Origin of the sequence: Horticoccus luteus (assembly GCF_019464535.1) — a bacterium.
Classification (GTDB): Bacteria; Verrucomicrobiota; Verrucomicrobiia; order Opitutales; family Opitutaceae; genus Horticoccus; species Horticoccus luteus.
The window spans coordinates 3,338,206-3,353,917 of the sequence record NZ_CP080507.1; the positions used below are offsets into that span (position 1 = coordinate 3,338,206).

The following is a 15,712-nucleotide window of genomic DNA, read 5'->3' on the forward strand; positions in this document are numbered from 1 at the left end:
GGGCTGAACGATTAAAATCAGGGAAAAAGGATTAGTTCTTTTTCGGCGTGACACCGGGGACCGTGATCTGCGGGCCGTCAGAAGACGGCGCGGACGCCGCCGGAGGCGTGCTGGCCGCGGGCGCGGAGCCGGCAGCAGGTGCGCCGCTCGCGGCGGGGGCAGACGCCGGGCGGTCCTTGTTGATCTCCTTCATCACGTCATCCGTGATCTCATAAGCGCTGTCGGCGTAGAGCACGGTGGGCACGCCGATCAGCGTCGGACCGGCCTTGTCGATCAACAAAGTGGCGCCGCGACGCTTCGCGACGTCGGTCGCGATCTTGCCGATTTCTTCGAGAATCACATTGCGGAAAGTCTGGAGGCGCTGTTGCAGCGAGCGCTGAATGTTGGCCTTGAAGCTGCCAACTTCGTTTTGCTTCTTCTGGATTTCCTCGAGCTTCTGTTGGGCTTCGCTTTGCGCCTTGCTCTTGGCTTCAGCCGTGGCGGTGGGATTGTTCGATTGGTCGACCAGCTCCTTATATTCGCTGACGAGCGCGTTGCCCTCTTTGTTCAAGCGATCGAGCTCTTCCTGGGCCTTCTGTTCGTCGGCGCGGAGCTTCGCGTTTTGCTCCTCGGTTTTGTAGTGGCTGTCGTAAAGCTTGGCCATATCGACCACCGCGATCTTGAGCGCGGGTTGAGCACGCCCAACGCCGGCGGTTAACGCCAGAACGCCGAGCGCAATGAGAACGTGGAGGTATTTTTTCATAGGAAGAAGTAAAAGAGAACGTGGCAGACAAGCGAACTTAGAACCGGGTGCCAAAAGAAAAGTTAAACTGGTTTCCTTTTTTGGCGGCCTTGTCGCCCGTGAGCGGAATGCCCAAATCGAGGCTCAAAGGCGCTCCCGCCACAAACAGGCGGATGCCAAAACCGAAATTGTCGTGGTAGTCGGAGGGGTTGAAATCGTAGGCCCCTTTGTTCACGAAGCCGGCGTCGTAAAACACGGCGAAGCGGATCGGGCTGACGATATCCATGGAGTATTCAGCGCTGAACATCCCGTAAGACTTGCCACCGATGGGCTCGCCCACTCGGTCGCGCGGACTCACATCGTAATACTCGAAGCCGCGCAAAGTCGTCGGGCCACCGAGATAGAATCGATTGTAATAAGGCACGTCCGTGCTGCGCCCATAGTTCTGGATGACGCCCGCACGAGCCAGGAGACTCAACACCTGGGTTTGCGTTTCGAAGATCGGGAAGAACTGCGCTCCGCGGAATTCCAAGCGATAGTAGTCTTCGCTGCCTCCCAAAACGCCGCCCGCAACATCAGCATCAAACTCCACGCGGTTGCCCATCGTGGTGTTGATGATCTTGTCCCGCGTATCACGCAGAAGCTGCAAACCGACTCGGGAGATATAATGTTTTCCCGCGTAGTCGCTGATGTAAACCGAGGCATCAGGCGAGACGTTGGTGATGTCGATGAAGCCAAAACTGTAAGAGACGCGGCCTTCGACCAGTTCGAAGAGGCGCTTGCGCAGATAAACTTCGGCGTTGGTTTGGACCTGCGTGTAATAGCTGCTGTTGTAATCGGATGACTGACGCGAGAGGTTGAAGCCAAGCGCGAGTTCGCGTTGCAGGAACCACGGCTCCTCAAAGGAGAGCGTGGCTTCACTGGACAGCGAGCCGAGTTGCAAACGCAGCCGGAACTTCTGGCCATCGCCCTGAAAGAGCGAGCGACGGTTGAATAAGTCGAAATTGGATTGGGAAACTTCCGCGAAAACGGTCGCGCGTTCCAGCGAGCTGAAACCGGCGCCGAACGTCAAATTGCCGGTGCGCCCTTCCTTGACCGCGACACGGAGGTTGCGGCGTCCAGGGATGTTCGTGTCCTGCGGCGAAAGATTCACATCGTCGAAAAACCGCGTGTTCTCGAGACGCAGCTTGCTGATTTTCATCCGCACGCTGTTGAACACATCGCCCGGTCCGAGCGTAAGTTCGCGCAGGATCACGGTGCTTTTGGACTTGGTGTTCCCCTCGATGACGATCGACTCGACGTGGAATTTGTCGCTCTCGTTCACATCGTATTGGATATCGATGTTACCGGTCGCGATGTTCGGCTTGCGCGACAAGCGCACGCGGGTGTCGAGATAGCCGTCGCGGCCGTAAAAATCCTCGAGCCGCTCCACATCCTTATCGAGTTTTGACGGCGCGAAAATCGCGCCGCTCTTTTGGCGCACCACGCGGCCGAGCAATTGCGAGGAATAGAGTTTGTTTCCGCTGAACGTAATTGCGCCCACGCGGTAGCGGCGGCCTTCCACCACGCGGATCGTGATCAACAGTTTCGAAGGCGTTGGGTAGTCGTAGGAGATCTTGTCAGGCGCGATCTCGACGTCGAGATACCCTTGTTCGCGGTAGAAATCGCGCAGCTTGTCGAGGTCGTCTTCGAACTGCTCGTCCTTGAAACGCCCGGATCCCGTCAACCAAGAGAACATCCACCATTTCTTCGTCTCCATCTCTTTGCGCAACCGGCGGTCCTTGACGTTGGCATTGCCGACGAAACGCACCGCGGCGATCTTCACCTTGGCGCCTTCCTTGATCTTGAAAATAATTGTGCCGAAGCCAGTGCTCCGATCGCGGTCGATCGCGTAATTGACCGACACTTGGTTGTAACCGCTCTTCTGATAATATTCGCGCAACTTTTCGACGTCCTCTTTGACCTGGCGCTCATCGAGCGAGGTATTTGGCTTGGACTTCACTTCCTTTTCCAAGCGCTTCGATTTCACCGCTTTATTGCCTTCAAAGCGCACCGCCAGCACGCGAAACTTGGGGGTGATCTCCACCACGAGGTTCACAGTGTGATCCGGGAGGACCTCGCGTTTGACTTCGATGAACTCAAACAAACCGGTCTTATAGAGCGAACGAATGTCGCGATCGATCATCGCCTCGTCGAGTTCGCCGCCCTCATGGACTTGCATGTTGGCGCGCACAACCTGCTCGCTGACAATCGCGTTGCCGATGAATTTGACCGCGATCTTGCCGACGCGATAGACCGGCGCTTCCGGAGCGCGCTGGGCATAGCCGGTCGTCAAACCGGCTAATAATAAGAGACCAAACGCAAAGAAAGCGCCGATGGCCCGGCGATGCGGGCTACTGAGTGAAGTTTTCAAAGCGGGTGATGTCTCTTAGGAACGTAAGCTTCAATTCTCCTACCGGTCCGTTTCGCTGCTTGGCAACGATTAACTCCGCCGAGTCCGCGGCGGTTTGGAATTTCTCGTCTGCATCTTTGGGTCGGGCAAGCATCAGGACAACGTCGGCGTCTTGCTCGATCGAGCCGGACTCGCGCAAGTCGGAAAGCCGAGGCGTGCGGTTGTCCTTCTCGGACGAGCGGTTGAGCTGGGATAATACAAGCACGGGGACGTCGAGTTCCTTCGCCAACGCCTTCAATCCACGGGAAGCTTCCGCCACTTGCTGCTCCCGCGGCACGCTGGAGTCGATCGGACTCATCAGTTGCAAGTAATCGACGATAATAAATCCAAGTTTGCGCCGGGCGTGCACGCGACGCGCCTTGGCCCGCAGCTGCATGATCGACATGCTGCTTGAATCGTCGATGTAGATCGGCGCCTTGGACAATTCGTCCGCCGCCTTCAAAAGCTCCTGTTGCTCGGTCCCGTTCTTCGACAGCAGCCCCTCGCGCAGAAGCTTCATGTTGATGCGCGCGCGTGAGCACAACATACGCAACGCCAGTTGCGCGGCGCTCATTTCCAACGAGAAGATCAGAGTCGCCGCAGATTCGCCCTTCTTCGGCAGGGCCGCATAATCCGCGATATTCAGCGCGAAACTCGTCTTACCCATCGATGGTCGGGCCGCGAGGATGATCATTTCCTGCCGCTGAAACCCAAAGGTCATTTTATCGAGGTCATGAAACCCCGACGGCACTCCCGTGAGCTCTCCTTTCTTCATCATCATTTTCGTGATGATGTTCATCGCCTCGCGCGCCGGCTCCTTCATCGGCTTCGCCGAGTCCGAGACGCGATTCTGCGTCACGGCGAACATATCCTTCTCCACCTGATCGATGAACTCGTCGACGCTGCCGGTCAGCCCAAACGAGCGCTCCACAATATCGCCGGCGGCGTGAATGACCTCGCGGAGCACATGCAGATCGCGCACTCTTTCGATAAAGTAAGGCGCCTGCGCCGTCGTCGGGATGCGCGAGCTGACTTGGCTCATATACGCATAGCCGCCGACCGCCGCGAGTTTCCCCTCGGCCTTCAACTCCTCCGCCACGACGGCGATCTCCATCGGCAGACTCCGATGGTAAAGGTCCGTCAGCTTTTCGAATATCAGCTGGTTGGCCGGCGCGAAAAACGCCTTCGGCGTGAGTTTGTCCTCGAGGCAACGCGCCACCGTATCGGTGCCGTCGATGAAACAGCAGGAAAGCAAATACTCCTCCGCCTCCAGGCTGTGCGGCAATTCCCGGCCGAACATCGCCGGCGCCGCACGTTCCGTGCGCGGACTGCGCGCCGGAACAGAAGCAGAATCAGAATCAGCCATGAGATGCTTATCGGAAGATGAATCGACTCGCCGCGCCAATCAAAAAGCCGCGCCCGGTCGGGGCGCGGCTCTCAAAAACAGCCGGTGAAAAACGCTTATTTCTGCTCCTCGACCGGTGCCACTTCGACCGGATTCTCGGAGACGACGTCGAAAGCCAACTCAACGCTCACTTCCTGGTGCAGACGCACCTTCACCTCGTGCTTGCCGATCGTCTTTACCGGCGTGTGCAGATGGATGCGTTTCTTGTCGATGGTCACCCCGCCCGCGACGAGTTTCTCGTGCACGTCGTTCGCGGTGATCGCCCCGAACATCTTGCCGCCCTCGCCCGTCTTCACGACGAAAACGATGCTCATTTTCTCGAGCTTGTGAGCGAGTTCCTGCGCGCCGTTCAGCTCTTGCGCCTCACGCTCGCCGCGGCGTTTTTTTAACGCCTCGATCTGCTTGCGATTCGCATTCGTGACCGGCACCGCAATGTGGCGGGGCAGCAGGAAATTGCGGGCATAGCCCGCGCGGACTTTGACTTGATCGCCTTCGCCGCCGAGACCTTCGACGGGTTGGACAAGGAGGACTTCACTGTAGGCCATGGGACTGAGTAGTTAAAAGGTTGATGGTAAATACGAACTCGGCCGGTTCAGAACGGCACATCTTCATCTAAGTTTTCGGGAGGCGCCGCGGGGCGCGGTGAAGCAGCCCGTGGTGCCGGCGAATGCTGCTCGGGCGTCTTTTCGCCTTCCTCGCCGGCGGCACCACCTGAAGCACCGTCGCGCCGGCCTTCACCGAGAAACTGAAAGTTTTCGAGCACGACCTTGAGACGGCTGCGTTTCTGGCCTGAGGTTTTGTCCTCCCATTGGTCGAAGCGCAGACGCCCTTCAACAAACAACGGCCGGCCCTTCGAGCAATACTTCGAAATCGTCTCGCCCTGACGGCCCCAAGCTTCGATATCGACAAACGTCGTTTCATCGCGCGCGGCGCCGGACTCGTCCTTGAACTGACGGTTGATCGCGAGTCCAAACTGGCAAATAGCGGTTCCCTTCGGAGTGACCCGCAACTCCGGGTCGCGCGTCAGGTTGCCGATCAGCATAACCTTGTTGTAATTTGCCATGGCCGTAGCGGACCGCAGGTCCTTAAGCGGACTGCACGAACGTCCGGTAAACGCTATTATTGAGGTGCAGACGATCTTTGAGCTGCGCCGGCCCTTCCGGAGGCGCGCTGAAAGTGACCTGCACATACGTGCCGCCGTTGAATTTGCGGTCGGTGACGCGCGTGAAGTCGCGTTTGCCGAGGTTTTCCACGGCGGAAACCTCACCGTTGACGGCAGTGATTTCTTTTTTCACGCCCTCGACGATTTGGTCGATGGAGTCCTCTTGACCGCGATTATCGAGGATGAAGGTGGCGCGGTAGTTACGCTTGGTCGGATTCATGTGGCTCTCTGCGATTTAAATGATTCATGGCTTGGTCCACGCCTCTTGAAAGGAGGAGGTCCAATCCTTGGAGATAAGTGTCAAACTGACGGTCGATGATGAGTTGTTGGTCGGGAGAAAATTTTCCTAAAACGAAATCCTTGAGATCCATTTCCTTGGGCAGCTTCGGGCCAATGCCCAGACGATAGCGGATGAAATCGTCACCGAGGTGCTCAAGCAAGCTCGCGACCCCATTGTGGCCGCCTGCACTGCCCCGCTCGCTTACTTTAATTCGGCCGACATCCAGCCCAACGTCGTCATAAATGACGAGCACTTCCTTCGGAGGGATCCGGTGAAAGCGCGCCAACGCTGCTACGGCGCGACCGCTCTCATTCATGAACGTTTGCGGCTTCATGAGCCACAATCGCAGACTGGGGAGACGCGTTACCTCGGCCTCGAAGCGCGGCGCGGAAGACCACACCAGCTTTTGCGCGCGGGCATACGCTTCAAGGACGACCCAACCCAAGTTGTGGCGCGTCGCCGCGTAGGCGGAGCCCGGGTTGCCGAGCGCGGCAACGAGCGAAATGGACATAACTCAAAGAACAACGGTGCGGCCAGCCACGGTCAAGTGACCGGCCGCACGAAAAACGCTTACTTCTTGGCCGGAGCCGCCGCCGCCTTCGCCGGCGCAGCGCCCGCGGCAGCCTTGGCGTCGGGGGCCGGTGTCGCGCCAGCCGCCGGGGCCGCCGCGCCTGCCGCCGGAGCCGCCGCGCCTGCCGAAGGCGTCGCCGCCACCGTCTCGGTGACGATTTCAGCCACCGGCTCCACGCATGAGACAACCGGCTGCCCTTTGGGATCGAGAAACTCGACGCCCTCGATCGGCTTCATGCCCCCGATCTTGATTGTCTCGCCGACCTTCAGCTCGGTCACATCCACGGCAATCGACTCCGGGAGATCCTTGGGCAAAACGCGCACCCGCAGATAGGGAGTGGCCGTTTCCAAAACGCCGTTTTGCGTCTTTACGCCAAATGACTCGCCCGTGATGGCCACCGGCACGCGGATTTCAAATTTCTCGTCGGCCTTCACCTCGTGAAGATCGACGTGCAAAAAACGGTCCGTGATGGGATCGCGCTGCACTTCTTGAAGAAACGACAGCGCCTTGTTGCCTTGGTCTTGCCGCGTGAGCTCGATCAGCACGGCGCGACCGGCCACCGTCTTGAGCAACCGGGTGAACTCCGGCACGTCGAGTGAAAGCTTTTCGGGCGATGACTGCTTCCCGTAAAGAATCGCGGGAATGCGGTTAACCTTGCGCAAACGGCGCGAGGCACTGCGACCCGTGTGGTCGCGCGTGGCAATATTTAGCGTGAACTGTTTCATGAATTCGTTCCCCCTGAGACCTCGGCATGAGGGCAGGCGTAGTGAAAAGAGGGTCACGTGATACGTTCGTCAGGAGGGAACGCAATCAAAACTTTGGCGGGTCCGGGAATTTCTCCTTCGTTGGTCAAAAGGAGCATTGACAGGAATGAAACCGGTCCTGTTGTTCATCGCCTCTTCGCACACGTGAGCGTGCGACGCCACATTGCCCGGTAGCTCAGTGGCAGAGCAGGTGACTGTTAATCACTTGGTCGCTGGTTCGATCCCAGCCCGGGCAGCCATTTCGCGCAAAAAGATGTGCAATCGGCGCCAGCGCCCTCCGGTTCTGGCGCATTAACCGCGGCGACCAACGCGGATGCGCCGGCGGAGATGGCGCCACGAAACACCTCACGCGGAATCGCCAGGGTCGAGTCCAACGTGTCGAGCGTGATGACGGTTCGGACCAGCAAATGGTTCTTGCGGACGAGTTAGTAGCAGTAGAACGCCTCCCGCATGGGACTTTCGTCGCACGCCGAGCGGAGGTGAACGTGGAGAATCTCGGCGCATGCTCCACGCTCTTCCGTTGGGCCGATGCAGGGAAGATCGTCCGCCACAAAATCAACGCTCACCTCCCGCTGTCCGACGAAGCCGCGATCGTGTCGCTCGCCCAAGGTGTGCGTGTTTAGGAGCGATTCCGCGGCGCGACGTCTTCCACTGCCAGTGGCACGCGCATAGCCGGTTTGTCCAAGGACATCAGCGGTTTCGTTCAAGGAATTCGGCTGCGCCGTTCAATCGGCGAACGGGCGTTTTGGCTATCGTGAGTCCCATCACCGCAATTCCGCGGTGCCCCAACCATACGACACTCCCGATGCACTCGATTCCACGCTTCTCTCATTCCGGCCGCTTCCGGCTCGGTCTTCTTCTCGGCCTCGTTCTTCTCGGCACCGGCGCCTGCGCCCATTTGGCGATCTGGCCCGGGGAAAAGCCGCCGGCCTCCGAATTCGGCTTCGGCCCGCGGGTCTCCGAGCACGGCCTCTACACGGTCGCGCTGGAGCCCGCGGAGGCGCTTCGAGCCCGCCGCCTGCAAAAGATTTCCGTGCTCGTCCGTGACGCGGCAGGCCAGGCGATCAGTGGCGCCACGCTTTCCGTCGACGGCGGTATGCCGCAACACGGACACGGTCTCCCGACGCAGCCGCGCGCCATCCCCGCGTCGGCGCACGGCACCTACGCCATCGAAGGGCTTCGCTTCAACATGGGCGGCTGGTGGGTGCTCGCCCTGACGATCGACGGCCCACTTGGCGCCGACCGCGTCATCTTTCACCTCCAGATCTGAGACGCCAAACTTCCCCGCCATGATTCGGATCACCTTTCTCGTCGCGCTCGCCGCGATCCCCGCCGCTCGCGCCGCCGAAGGGTGGAGTCCCGCTGAAATCGCGGAAATCCGTCACTTCTCGCTCGCCGAACTCGGCGCGCCACCGGCCGATTCCAGCAATCGGTTCGGGGACGATCCGCGCGCCGCGGAATTGGGCCGGAAGTTATTTTTCGATCCCCGCCTGAGCGCGAACGGCCGGGTCTCCTGCGCGACCTGCCACCAGCCAGAGCGGGATTTTCAAGATGGCCTGCCGTTGAGCAAAGGCGTGGGCACGACGAATCGCCGGGCCATGCCCATCGCAGGCACGGCGCATCTTCCCTTCCTCTTCTGGGACGGACGCAAGGATAGCCAATGGGCGCAAGCTCTCGGGCCGCTCGAAAGCGCCGTCGAGCACGGTGGCTCCCGAGCGCAATACGCCCACGTGATCGCCGAGCACTATCGTCCCGACTACGAAGCCATTTTCGGCCGATTGCCGGACCTCGCGTCGGTTCCCGCGCAGGCCGGCCCCGTGGCCGATGCTCACGCCGCTGCGGCGTGGCGCCAGCTATCGGAAGAGCAGCGCAACGCGGTCACCGGGATCTTTGTGAACCTCGGCAAGGCCATCGCGGCCTACGAGCGCCGGATCGAGCCGGGAAAATCCCGCTTCGATCGGTATCTCGATTCGTTGCTCGCCACGGGGCGCGCGCCCACCGACGTGCTCACCGCGGATGAACAGGCGGGCCTGCGCCTCTTCGTCGGCAAGGCCAACTGCGTGCAATGCCACAACGGTCCGCTCTTCACCAATGGTGATTTCCACAACACGGGCGTGCCCGCCATCCCTACCCTCCCGCGCGATCACGGCCGTCGGGATGGCGCGCGGCAAGTGCTCACGGACGAGTTCAACCGGCACAGCCGATGGAGCGATGCGCGCGCCGAAAGCGCAGAGATTGATTTTGTGAAGCCCAACGCCCGCGAGCAGGAACGCGCCTTCAAGGTCCCGTCGCTGCGTGGCGTCGGCGAGCGCGCCCCCTACATGCACGCCGGGCAAATCGCCACGCTCTCGGCCGTGCTCCGTCACTACAACCAAGCCCCCGCCGCTTCCGCCGGTCACAGCGAACTCCATCCGCTGAAACTCGCTGATCACGAACTCACCCAACTCGAGGCGTTTCTCCGCGCGTTAAGCGCCTCCGCAGCCTCGCCGGCCGGCAAGTGAGCGAGTGCGAAGCTCAACCGAATTTACGGTCATGATTGCTGCCATTGTCATCCTCACGTTGCTCGTTGCCTTGGTTTCAACCGAGGAGCGATGAGCGTCACTGCGGTGCGCTCTCGTCATCGTGCCGTCGTGATCGCCGTGCGAGCATCCGTCCATCTACAACGCGGATTGTTAGGCCTCTCCATGTTGACCGTTTCCCTCGCAGCACAGAATCCGTCCAATCCCGCAGCCCTCGACGACGGCTGGACCATCGCAGAGCCGCAAGCGGCGGGTTTTGACGCCGCGAAGCTGCGCGGGAACTTTGCCACGATGCTGAGCGGCGAAGTGAATCTCCATGCTGTCATCGTGGAGCGGCACGGCAGGTTGGTGGCCGAGGGCTACCGCACCGGCCGCGATAAACCTCAGTTCACCTTTCTCAGTCGCATCGTCGCGTTCGGACCAGCGGTGCGTCACGACACGCGATCGGTCGGCAAAAGTGTGATCGCCCTGCTCGTGGGCATCGCTCAAGCCCAGGGTAAGCTTGGACCAGCCGGTTCGGCCGTCCTCGATTTTTATCCAGAACTCGCGGACCTCGCTACGCCGGCCCTGCGCAAAATCACGGTGGCGGACTTGCTCACCATGGGCAGTGGCTTGGCGTGGCGCGAATCCGGCGCAGGCTTTCCCACCGACGAAGATCGACTCGCCTGGAAGAAATCTCAGATCCGTTTCGTGCTGGGTCGTCCGACCGTGGCCGAACCCAGCCGTCGCTTTAACTACAATAGCGGCGGCACTGTCGTGCTGGCGGACATCCTGGAGCGGGCGACCCACATGCCTTGGACCGAGTTCGCCCGCACAGCTCTCTTCGAGCCGTTGGGGATCAGTGATGTTGAGTGGGTCACCGATCTCCGCAGTCGCCCCATGGCCAATAGCGGTCTGCGCCTTCGCCCGAGAGACATGGCGAAGCTCGGTCGCCTCGTGCTCAACCGCGGCAAATGGAAGGAGCGGCAGGTTGTTCCTGCGGCGTGGATCGACGAAATGCTGCGACCACGCCTTGCCACGGGCGTGGAGGACACCCGCTACGGCTACCAATGGTGGACGGGCAGCGTGAACTGGCAGGGGCGCTCTCTGCCGTGGCACGCCGCCTGGGGCAACGGCAGCCAGCGCATTTTCGTGATCCCTGACTTGGACATGACCGTGGTGTTCACCGCCGGTGCCTACGGTGACCCGCAGACCGTCCGCCAGGTGCAGAAGTATTTTCAGGCCTTGGTGGATTCAGTCGCGGCTCAATGAGAGACGCCCCGCGCCGACTTCAGTGAGGCCGGCGTCGGGTCAACTTGGACCGGCAAACGGCGAAGGGATTTCAAAGAAAACGCCGCGCAGCATAACGGTCGGCGGAATCCCAAACATCTCGATAAAGGTGCGCGTCAGATGCGCCGCGTCGGCGAAATCTGCCGCGTGCGCGGCGGCGGTCGCGGTCCCTTCGCGCCCCATGGCGACCATGGCACGCGCCAGCTTGCGCCAGAGCACGTAGCGCCGGAAGGGAAGCCCCATCTGCTGTTTGAAGAGATGCTGAAAACGACTCGGGGAGAGGAACGCCGACTTGGCCGCCGCGGCGAGCGAGAGCCGGAGATCATCGGACCGTTGAATCTGTTGCAGCACCTTGGTCACGCGGGGATCGAGCCGGCGCGCCGGCAACGCGCCCGCCGACAGCGCCTGCACACAGTGCCGGATGAGCGCGCCGATCTCCAGGCTCTCCAGCGGATGATCGCGAAAGCGGGCCAGTTCCGCCACGCATGCCGCTACACGGCCCTCTGGCATGATCGTAACATCTCTCTGGAGGGAGGCCCGTAACCAGACGCCTTCCGTCGACTCGGGATCGATCAAGAACATCGCGGCAAGGGCGCCTTTGCCGTCGAAACAATGTTCACGATCCGGGCCCACCACGATGCCGCGGGCGGACCGCCAGACTTCATCCTCGTCCTGCACGGCAATTTCGCCTTCGAGCGCCACCACGATCTGAATCGCGTGGTGCGCGTGGCGCGGCACGACGCCCTGCGCCCGCCCCATGGCCATGAACCCGCCGTCCCACACATACCAGCACACCGTGTCCGACACCTGCACATCGGTGCGGGTGCTTTTGCCACAGGACGAAGACGCAGCCGGCATCGCTGATTCGATGTCGGGCCTAGCTGGTTTGTTCAAGGACATCAGCGGTTTCATTCAAGGAATTCGACAGGGCCGTTCAATCGGTCCGCGAGCAATCCCGCTATTGTGGGAGCGCTCAACATGAACTCCCTAAATTCCCACTCGCCATGGTCGTCGCAGCGCTCCGCCCGCGCGGTCGCGAATGAATGTCTCACGACTTATCCGCCCCAGTGGACGCCAGCGATGCTGCGCGCCTCCGGGACGAAAGTCTTCTTCGCGCCGCGGACAACGGCTCCGATTCTTCCGTTCCTCGGCCGCGCATTCCTGCTGGGTGTTGCGCTCCTCGGTATCGCCCAAGCCGCGTTCGCCGAGCAACCGTCGCTCGATGCAGCCACGCAGCCGTCGACCGTCGACGCGCCGCTTCCGGTCTACCGTGCGCGGTTCGAGCGCACGCGCCCGGTCATCGCCATCGTCGGTGAAAACTCCGGCACGGAACTGAGCGACTTCGCGATTCCCTACGGCGTGCTCGTGCGGGCCGGCGTCGCGGAGGTGATCACGGTTGCGACCCAACCGGGCGTGCTGCACATGCGCCCGGCATTGCAGGTGCAGCCCGACGCCTCGATCGCGGAGTTCGACGCCCGCTTCCCGCAGGGTGCGGACTACGTGATCGTGCCCGCGGTGGTGAAGTTCAACGACCCGACGCTGCTCGCCTGGGTGAAGGCCCAGGGCACGAAGGGCGGAATGGTCGTCAGCATCTGCGACGGCGCGGCCGTCGTCGCGGGCACAGGCTTGATGGACGGCCACCGCGCTACAGCGCACTGGGCGAGCGCCAAAAACCGCCGCCGACTGTTTCCCTCAGTGAAGTGGATCGATAACATCCGTTACGTCGCCGACAGACAGATTATCTCCACCGCCGGCATCAGCGCCGCGTTGCCCACGTCGATTGCCTTGGTCGAGGCCATCGCCGGCCGCGAACGCGCAGCGAGTCTCGCGCGTGAACTCGGGGTCTCCGACTGGGGCACGGCCCACGACACGGCGCAGTTCCGGCCCCGGCTCGGGGTCAACCTGCGAGCGCTGATCGCCGTGACCTATACGAATGGCTGGTTTCGTTCGACCGAGATGATCGGCCTGCCGATCGCGGACGGCGTCGACGAGATCGCGCTCGCCGTCACCGCCGACGGTTATTCCCGCACCGGCCGCAGTTTGTTGCACGCGTTGTCCGCCTCATCGGCTCCCGTGCGCTCGCGCTCCGGGTTGATGATCGTGCCGGACACGCGCACGGACGGCCGCCCCATGGACCGGGAGTTGCCGCCGCTCGAAGCCTATCCCTCGGCGGAGTCGTTCGTGAAAACCATCGACGGCATCCACCGGCTTTACGGTCGCACTACAGCCTACGGCGTGGCGCTCAACTTTGAGTATCCCCTGATTCCGAAGCGCTCGCTCGCGAATGAGGCGCTAGCGCAATGAAGACGGTTGCTCTCAAGTTGGCGCTCCGCATTCCGCCGCTTGTGCTCACGTTCCTCGCGGGCGTCGGGGCATGGGCCATCGCCCAAGCGTTCCCCGCGCTGCGCTTCGAATCGGCGAACCTCACCGTGGTCGCCGCCGGCCTCGGCTTGCTCGGCATCGGTTGCAGCCTGCTCGGCGTCATTTCCTTTCGCCGCGCGCACACGACCGTGAATCCCATGGACCCGTCTGCCGCTGCGGCGCTCGTGGTTTCAGGCGTCTATCGTTTCACGCGCAATCCGATGTATCTGGGTTTTCTCTGCCTGCTGCTCGGAGAAATCGCGTGGCTCGGCAGTCCTGTCGCGTTACTCGCCGCGCCCGCGTTGGTGATTTACCTGAACCGTTTCCAAATCGCCCCGGAAGAATCCGCTCTACGCGAGCGCTTCGGAACGGAATTCGTCACTTACACCGCGCGCGTGCCGCGCTGGCTCTAATTCCATGGCTATTTCAATTGGCATCAGCTCGGCCCTCGCGGTTGGCGTCTTCGCAAAGTGGTTTGGGTTGGATCGCGACCGCGCATTTTACCCCACGGTCATGATCGTGATCACATTCCTGCATGTGCTGTTCGCCGCCATCGGGGGCGAGGCAGCGGTTCTCGTCGCCGCCGGCATCGACCTGGGTTTCGCGACCCTCGCCGCCCTCGGCTTCAAAAACAGCTTCTGGTTCATCGTCACCGCGCTGAACGGACACGACACGCCATCGAGAACGGCGAAGTGCCGATGTGGTGGCCGGGCGTTTGCTCTGCCTACGACGTGACCGCGGGCATCTGGCTCGGGCTGCAGCTCTATCGTGCCCGGTTGCACGCCCCGAAAGGCCAACCGTGGACCCTTCACCTTTTCGAGCGGCGCACGCGATTCTCGCCCAGTCGCTGTAAGATTTCGCGAATGACTCCGTCGACAGGGATGAAACTCAATCACCCATGAAAACAAATCCTACCAAATCCACCGTCTCGTCCAATGATTCCTGCAACTGCCAGAACTGCAGCTGCAATTGCACCCCGATCTGCACCTGCGCCACTACCTGCACCTGCGGCATGGCCGGTTGCGACTGCCGCGAACCACACGCGCCCTTGAAATCCCGGAAGTCCTGAACGATCGAAAGCAAATGCAACCCAACTGAGGCGGTCTTTAAGCCGCCTCAGTTTCTTCGTTACCTTCAGTCCTTACCATGGTCGCCGATAAATCGAGTTCACCCTCCGCCAACGAAGTGATCGCCCAACTCGTGGCGCATCGCCGGGCGTTCAAAGCATTCCTTGCATCCCGCGTCGGCAACGAAGCCGATGCCGAGGATTTGCTGCAGAATGGCCTGGTGAAGGCGTTGAGCCGTGCGGACGAAATAAAAGACGGCGAGAAAGCGGTGGCGTGGTTCTATCAACTTTTGCGCAACGCGATCATCGATCACGTGCGCAGCCGCCACGCTGCCGCCACACGCGACGACCGTTGGGCGGCGGAGACGGCCATCTTGGCCGACGACGTCGAGGTCGACCGCCAGATTTGCGCCTGCGTCGAACGGCTGTTGCCGGCACTCAAGCCGATTCACGCCGACCTCATTCGTCGCGTGGAACTGCAAGGAGAGTCGGTGGCTCAGGCCGCAGGCGCTCTCGGGATGACGCCGAACAACGCGAGCGTCACGTTGCATCGCGCCCGGGAAGAGTTGCGCAGAAAATTCGTGCGTTTCTGTGGCGACTGCCGGTGCCTGAATGTTTGCGACTGCGCCTGATAAGCCGAGCACGCCAAAGACGTCGTTTCTGGAGGACAGGTCCGCCGCACACCTGCCTGTGCTCGGCTCTACGCCGAGGCGTTGGCGGCACGGGGCGCACGCATGATCGGGGTGGACCCGACCCGGCCGTTGATTGCGGCGGCGCGGGCACCCAAACCTGAAGGCGTGTTTCATGACGGCGGCGGCGAAGCGATGCGCATGCCTGACGCCAGCATTGATCTGTTGGTGTGCTATGTGGCGTTGCTGGACATTCCTGATTTTCGTGCGGCGCTCAGGGAAATGACGCGTGTGTTACGGCCCGGCGGGAGGTCCCCGGAGTCGAATCTCAATGGCTTCACCACGGCCTCGAAACTGCTGTGGCGCGCGATGCCGAGGGCAACAAGCTGCATTGGACCATGGGCAACTCCATGGTCGAACGCGCCGAACACGCGGAATGGGCAGGCATCCCGCTCACCACCTCGCACCGGCCGTTGTCGTCCTACATGCGGCGTTCCTCGGCGCGGGATTGGTGCTGGAGCAATTTGAAGAACC

19 protein-coding genes, 1 tRNA gene and 1 pseudogene are annotated in these 15,712 nt (G+C 61.3%); 10 read left to right on the forward strand and 11 right to left on the reverse strand.

The window, feature by feature from the left end; all coding sequences use genetic code 11:
• Positions 1-31 precede the first annotated feature (31 nt).
• The 8 genes from K0B96_RS13730 to K0B96_RS13765 all read right to left on the reverse strand — a co-directional run bounded on the left by K0B96_RS13730 (position 32) and on the right by K0B96_RS13765 (position 7,295).
• Positions 32-742 (reverse strand): OmpH/Skp family outer membrane protein, encoded by a 711-nt coding sequence (locus K0B96_RS13730; protein ID WP_220161454.1) that lies wholly within the window; start codon positions 740-742, stop codon positions 32-34.
• A 37-nt stretch (positions 743-779) separates the two neighbouring features.
• Positions 780-3,056 (reverse strand): outer membrane protein assembly factor BamA, encoded by a 2,277-nt coding sequence (gene bamA / locus K0B96_RS13735; protein WP_255558692.1) that lies wholly within the window; start codon positions 3,054-3,056, stop codon positions 780-782.
• Between the two features lie 58 nt (positions 3,057-3,114).
• Entirely contained in the window at positions 3,115-4,518 is a 1,404-nt protein-coding gene (gene dnaB, locus K0B96_RS13740) for a replicative DNA helicase (protein ID WP_220161456.1), read from the reverse strand.
• Between the two features lie 95 nt (positions 4,519-4,613).
• Positions 4,614-5,102, reverse strand: a complete 489-nt coding sequence (rplI, locus tag K0B96_RS13745) for a 50S ribosomal protein L9 (protein ID WP_220161457.1) — start codon at positions 5,100-5,102, stop codon at positions 4,614-4,616.
• A 47-nt stretch (positions 5,103-5,149) separates the two neighbouring features.
• Positions 5,150-5,620, reverse strand: a complete 471-nt coding sequence (locus K0B96_RS13750) for a single-stranded DNA-binding protein (protein WP_220161458.1) — start codon at positions 5,618-5,620, stop codon at positions 5,150-5,152.
• 22 nt (positions 5,621-5,642) lie between these two features.
• Positions 5,643-5,939: a 30S ribosomal protein S6 gene (locus K0B96_RS13755; RefSeq protein WP_220161459.1), complete on the reverse strand. Its 297-nt coding sequence runs from the start codon at positions 5,937-5,939 to the stop codon at positions 5,643-5,645.
• Positions 5,920-6,510, reverse strand: coding sequence for an aminoacyl-tRNA hydrolase (pth, locus tag K0B96_RS13760; RefSeq protein WP_220161460.1), 591 nt, complete (start codon positions 6,508-6,510; stop codon positions 5,920-5,922). Before pth ends, K0B96_RS13755 begins: the two co-directional genes overlap by 20 nt.
• Before the next feature lie 59 nt (positions 6,511-6,569).
• Positions 6,570-7,295 (reverse strand): 50S ribosomal protein L25, encoded by a 726-nt coding sequence (locus tag K0B96_RS13765; protein ID WP_220161461.1) that lies wholly within the window; start codon positions 7,293-7,295, stop codon positions 6,570-6,572.
• A 203-nt stretch (positions 7,296-7,498) separates the two neighbouring features.
• On the opposite strand from K0B96_RS13765, the gene K0B96_RS13770 reads away from it, so the two are divergent.
• Positions 7,499-7,573, forward strand: a tRNA-Asn gene (locus K0B96_RS13770).
• On the opposite strand, the gene K0B96_RS17710 is transcribed toward K0B96_RS13770, so the two are convergent.
• A complete protein-coding gene (locus K0B96_RS17710) occupies positions 7,532-7,741 on the reverse strand; it encodes a JAB domain-containing protein (protein WP_220166574.1) in 210 nt (69 codons plus the stop codon). The genes K0B96_RS13770 and K0B96_RS17710 overlap by 42 nt on opposite strands.
• On the opposite strand from K0B96_RS17710, the gene K0B96_RS13780 reads away from it, so the two are divergent.
• The 4 genes from K0B96_RS13780 (at position 7,742) to K0B96_RS13795 (ending at position 11,104) form a co-directional block, all read left to right on the forward strand.
• Positions 7,742-7,957: a hypothetical protein gene (locus tag K0B96_RS13780; RefSeq protein ID WP_220161462.1), complete on the forward strand. Its 216-nt coding sequence runs from the start codon at positions 7,742-7,744 to the stop codon at positions 7,955-7,957.
• A gap of 182 nt (positions 7,958-8,139) precedes the next feature.
• A complete protein-coding gene (locus K0B96_RS13785; RefSeq protein WP_220161463.1) occupies positions 8,140-8,604 on the forward strand; it encodes a FixH family protein in 465 nt (154 codons plus the stop codon).
• 19 nt (positions 8,605-8,623) lie between these two features.
• A complete protein-coding gene (locus K0B96_RS13790) occupies positions 8,624-9,835 on the forward strand; it encodes a cytochrome-c peroxidase (protein ID WP_220161464.1) in 1,212 nt (403 codons plus the stop codon).
• A gap of 183 nt (positions 9,836-10,018) precedes the next feature.
• Positions 10,019-11,104 (forward strand): serine hydrolase domain-containing protein, encoded by a 1,086-nt coding sequence (locus tag K0B96_RS13795; protein WP_220161465.1) that lies wholly within the window; start codon positions 10,019-10,021, stop codon positions 11,102-11,104.
• 39 nt (positions 11,105-11,143) lie between these two features.
• Here K0B96_RS13795 and K0B96_RS13800 read toward each other — a convergent pair whose 3' ends face one another.
• Positions 11,144-12,034, reverse strand: a complete 891-nt coding sequence (locus K0B96_RS13800) for a helix-turn-helix domain-containing protein (protein ID WP_220161466.1) — start codon at positions 12,032-12,034, stop codon at positions 11,144-11,146.
• 66 nt (positions 12,035-12,100) lie between these two features.
• Here K0B96_RS13800 and K0B96_RS13805 point away from each other — a divergent pair, with 66 nt between their 5' ends.
• Genes K0B96_RS13805 through K0B96_RS13815 form a run of 3 tightly spaced genes read left to right on the forward strand, consistent with a single transcriptional unit; the run spans position 12,101 to position 14,218 of the window.
• Positions 12,101-13,426 carry a DJ-1/PfpI family protein gene (locus tag K0B96_RS13805; protein WP_220161467.1) on the forward strand — a complete coding sequence of 442 codons (1,326 nt, stop codon included), beginning with the start codon at positions 12,101-12,103 and terminating at the stop codon, positions 13,424-13,426.
• Positions 13,423-13,896, forward strand: coding sequence for a methyltransferase family protein (locus K0B96_RS13810; RefSeq protein WP_220161468.1), 474 nt, complete (start codon positions 13,423-13,425; stop codon positions 13,894-13,896). The genes K0B96_RS13805 and K0B96_RS13810 overlap by 4 nt, the downstream gene beginning before the upstream one ends.
• A 4-nt stretch (positions 13,897-13,900) precedes the next feature.
• Positions 13,901-14,218, forward strand: a complete 318-nt coding sequence (locus K0B96_RS13815; RefSeq protein ID WP_220161469.1) for a hypothetical protein — start codon at positions 13,901-13,903, stop codon at positions 14,216-14,218.
• Between the two features lie 153 nt (positions 14,219-14,371).
• Here the strand turns inward: K0B96_RS13815 and K0B96_RS13820 are convergent, their stop codons facing one another.
• Complete coding sequence (locus tag K0B96_RS13820; protein WP_220161470.1) at positions 14,372-14,566, reverse strand: hypothetical protein; 195 nt, start codon at positions 14,564-14,566, stop codon at positions 14,372-14,374.
• Positions 14,567-14,629: 63 nt separating this feature from the next.
• On the opposite strand from K0B96_RS13820, the gene K0B96_RS13825 reads away from it, so the two are divergent.
• Together K0B96_RS13825 and K0B96_RS17655 are read left to right on the forward strand one after the other, a co-directional pair.
• A complete protein-coding gene (locus tag K0B96_RS13825; RefSeq protein WP_220161471.1) occupies positions 14,630-15,181 on the forward strand; it encodes a sigma-70 family RNA polymerase sigma factor in 552 nt (183 codons plus the stop codon).
• Between the two features lie 78 nt (positions 15,182-15,259).
• A pseudogene (locus tag K0B96_RS17655) lies at positions 15,260-15,706 on the forward strand (class I SAM-dependent methyltransferase); the annotation flags it as partial.
• Between the last annotated feature and the right edge of the window lie 6 nt (positions 15,707-15,712).

Excerpts from the sequence above, each read along its gene's own strand:
- K0B96_RS13730 (WP_220161454.1), bottom strand. The coding sequence starts at position 742 with ATGAAAAAATACCTCCACGTTCTCATTGCGCTCGGCGTTCTGGCGTTA.
- dnaB (WP_220161456.1), bottom strand. The coding sequence starts at position 4,518 with ATGGCTGATTCTGATTCTGCTTCTGTTCCGGCGCGCAGTCCGCGCACG.
- rplI (WP_220161457.1), bottom strand. The coding sequence starts at position 5,102 with ATGGCCTACAGTGAAGTCCTCCTTGTCCAACCCGTCGAAGGTCTCGGC.
- K0B96_RS13750 (WP_220161458.1), bottom strand. The coding sequence starts at position 5,620 with ATGGCAAATTACAACAAGGTTATGCTGATCGGCAACCTGACGCGCGAC.
- K0B96_RS13755 (WP_220161459.1), bottom strand. The coding sequence starts at position 5,939 with ATGAATCCGACCAAGCGTAACTACCGCGCCACCTTCATCCTCGATAAT.
- pth (WP_220161460.1), bottom strand. The coding sequence starts at position 6,510 with ATGTCCATTTCGCTCGTTGCCGCGCTCGGCAACCCGGGCTCCGCCTAC.
- K0B96_RS13765 (WP_220161461.1), bottom strand. The coding sequence starts at position 7,295 with ATGAAACAGTTCACGCTAAATATTGCCACGCGCGACCACACGGGTCGC.
- K0B96_RS13780 (WP_220161462.1), top strand. The coding sequence starts at position 7,742 with ATGGTTCTTGCGGACGAGTTAGTAGCAGTAGAACGCCTCCCGCATGGG.
- K0B96_RS13785 (WP_220161463.1), top strand. The coding sequence starts at position 8,140 with ATGCACTCGATTCCACGCTTCTCTCATTCCGGCCGCTTCCGGCTCGGT.
- K0B96_RS13790 (WP_220161464.1), top strand. The coding sequence starts at position 8,624 with ATGATTCGGATCACCTTTCTCGTCGCGCTCGCCGCGATCCCCGCCGCT.
- K0B96_RS13795 (WP_220161465.1), top strand. The coding sequence starts at position 10,019 with ATGTTGACCGTTTCCCTCGCAGCACAGAATCCGTCCAATCCCGCAGCC.
- K0B96_RS13800 (WP_220161466.1), bottom strand. The coding sequence starts at position 12,034 with ATGAAACCGCTGATGTCCTTGAACAAACCAGCTAGGCCCGACATCGAA.
- K0B96_RS13805 (WP_220161467.1), top strand. The coding sequence starts at position 12,101 with ATGAACTCCCTAAATTCCCACTCGCCATGGTCGTCGCAGCGCTCCGCC.
- K0B96_RS13810 (WP_220161468.1), top strand. The coding sequence starts at position 13,423 with ATGAAGACGGTTGCTCTCAAGTTGGCGCTCCGCATTCCGCCGCTTGTG.
- K0B96_RS13815 (WP_220161469.1), top strand. The coding sequence starts at position 13,901 with ATGGCTATTTCAATTGGCATCAGCTCGGCCCTCGCGGTTGGCGTCTTC.
- K0B96_RS13825 (WP_220161471.1), top strand. The coding sequence starts at position 14,630 with ATGGTCGCCGATAAATCGAGTTCACCCTCCGCCAACGAAGTGATCGCC.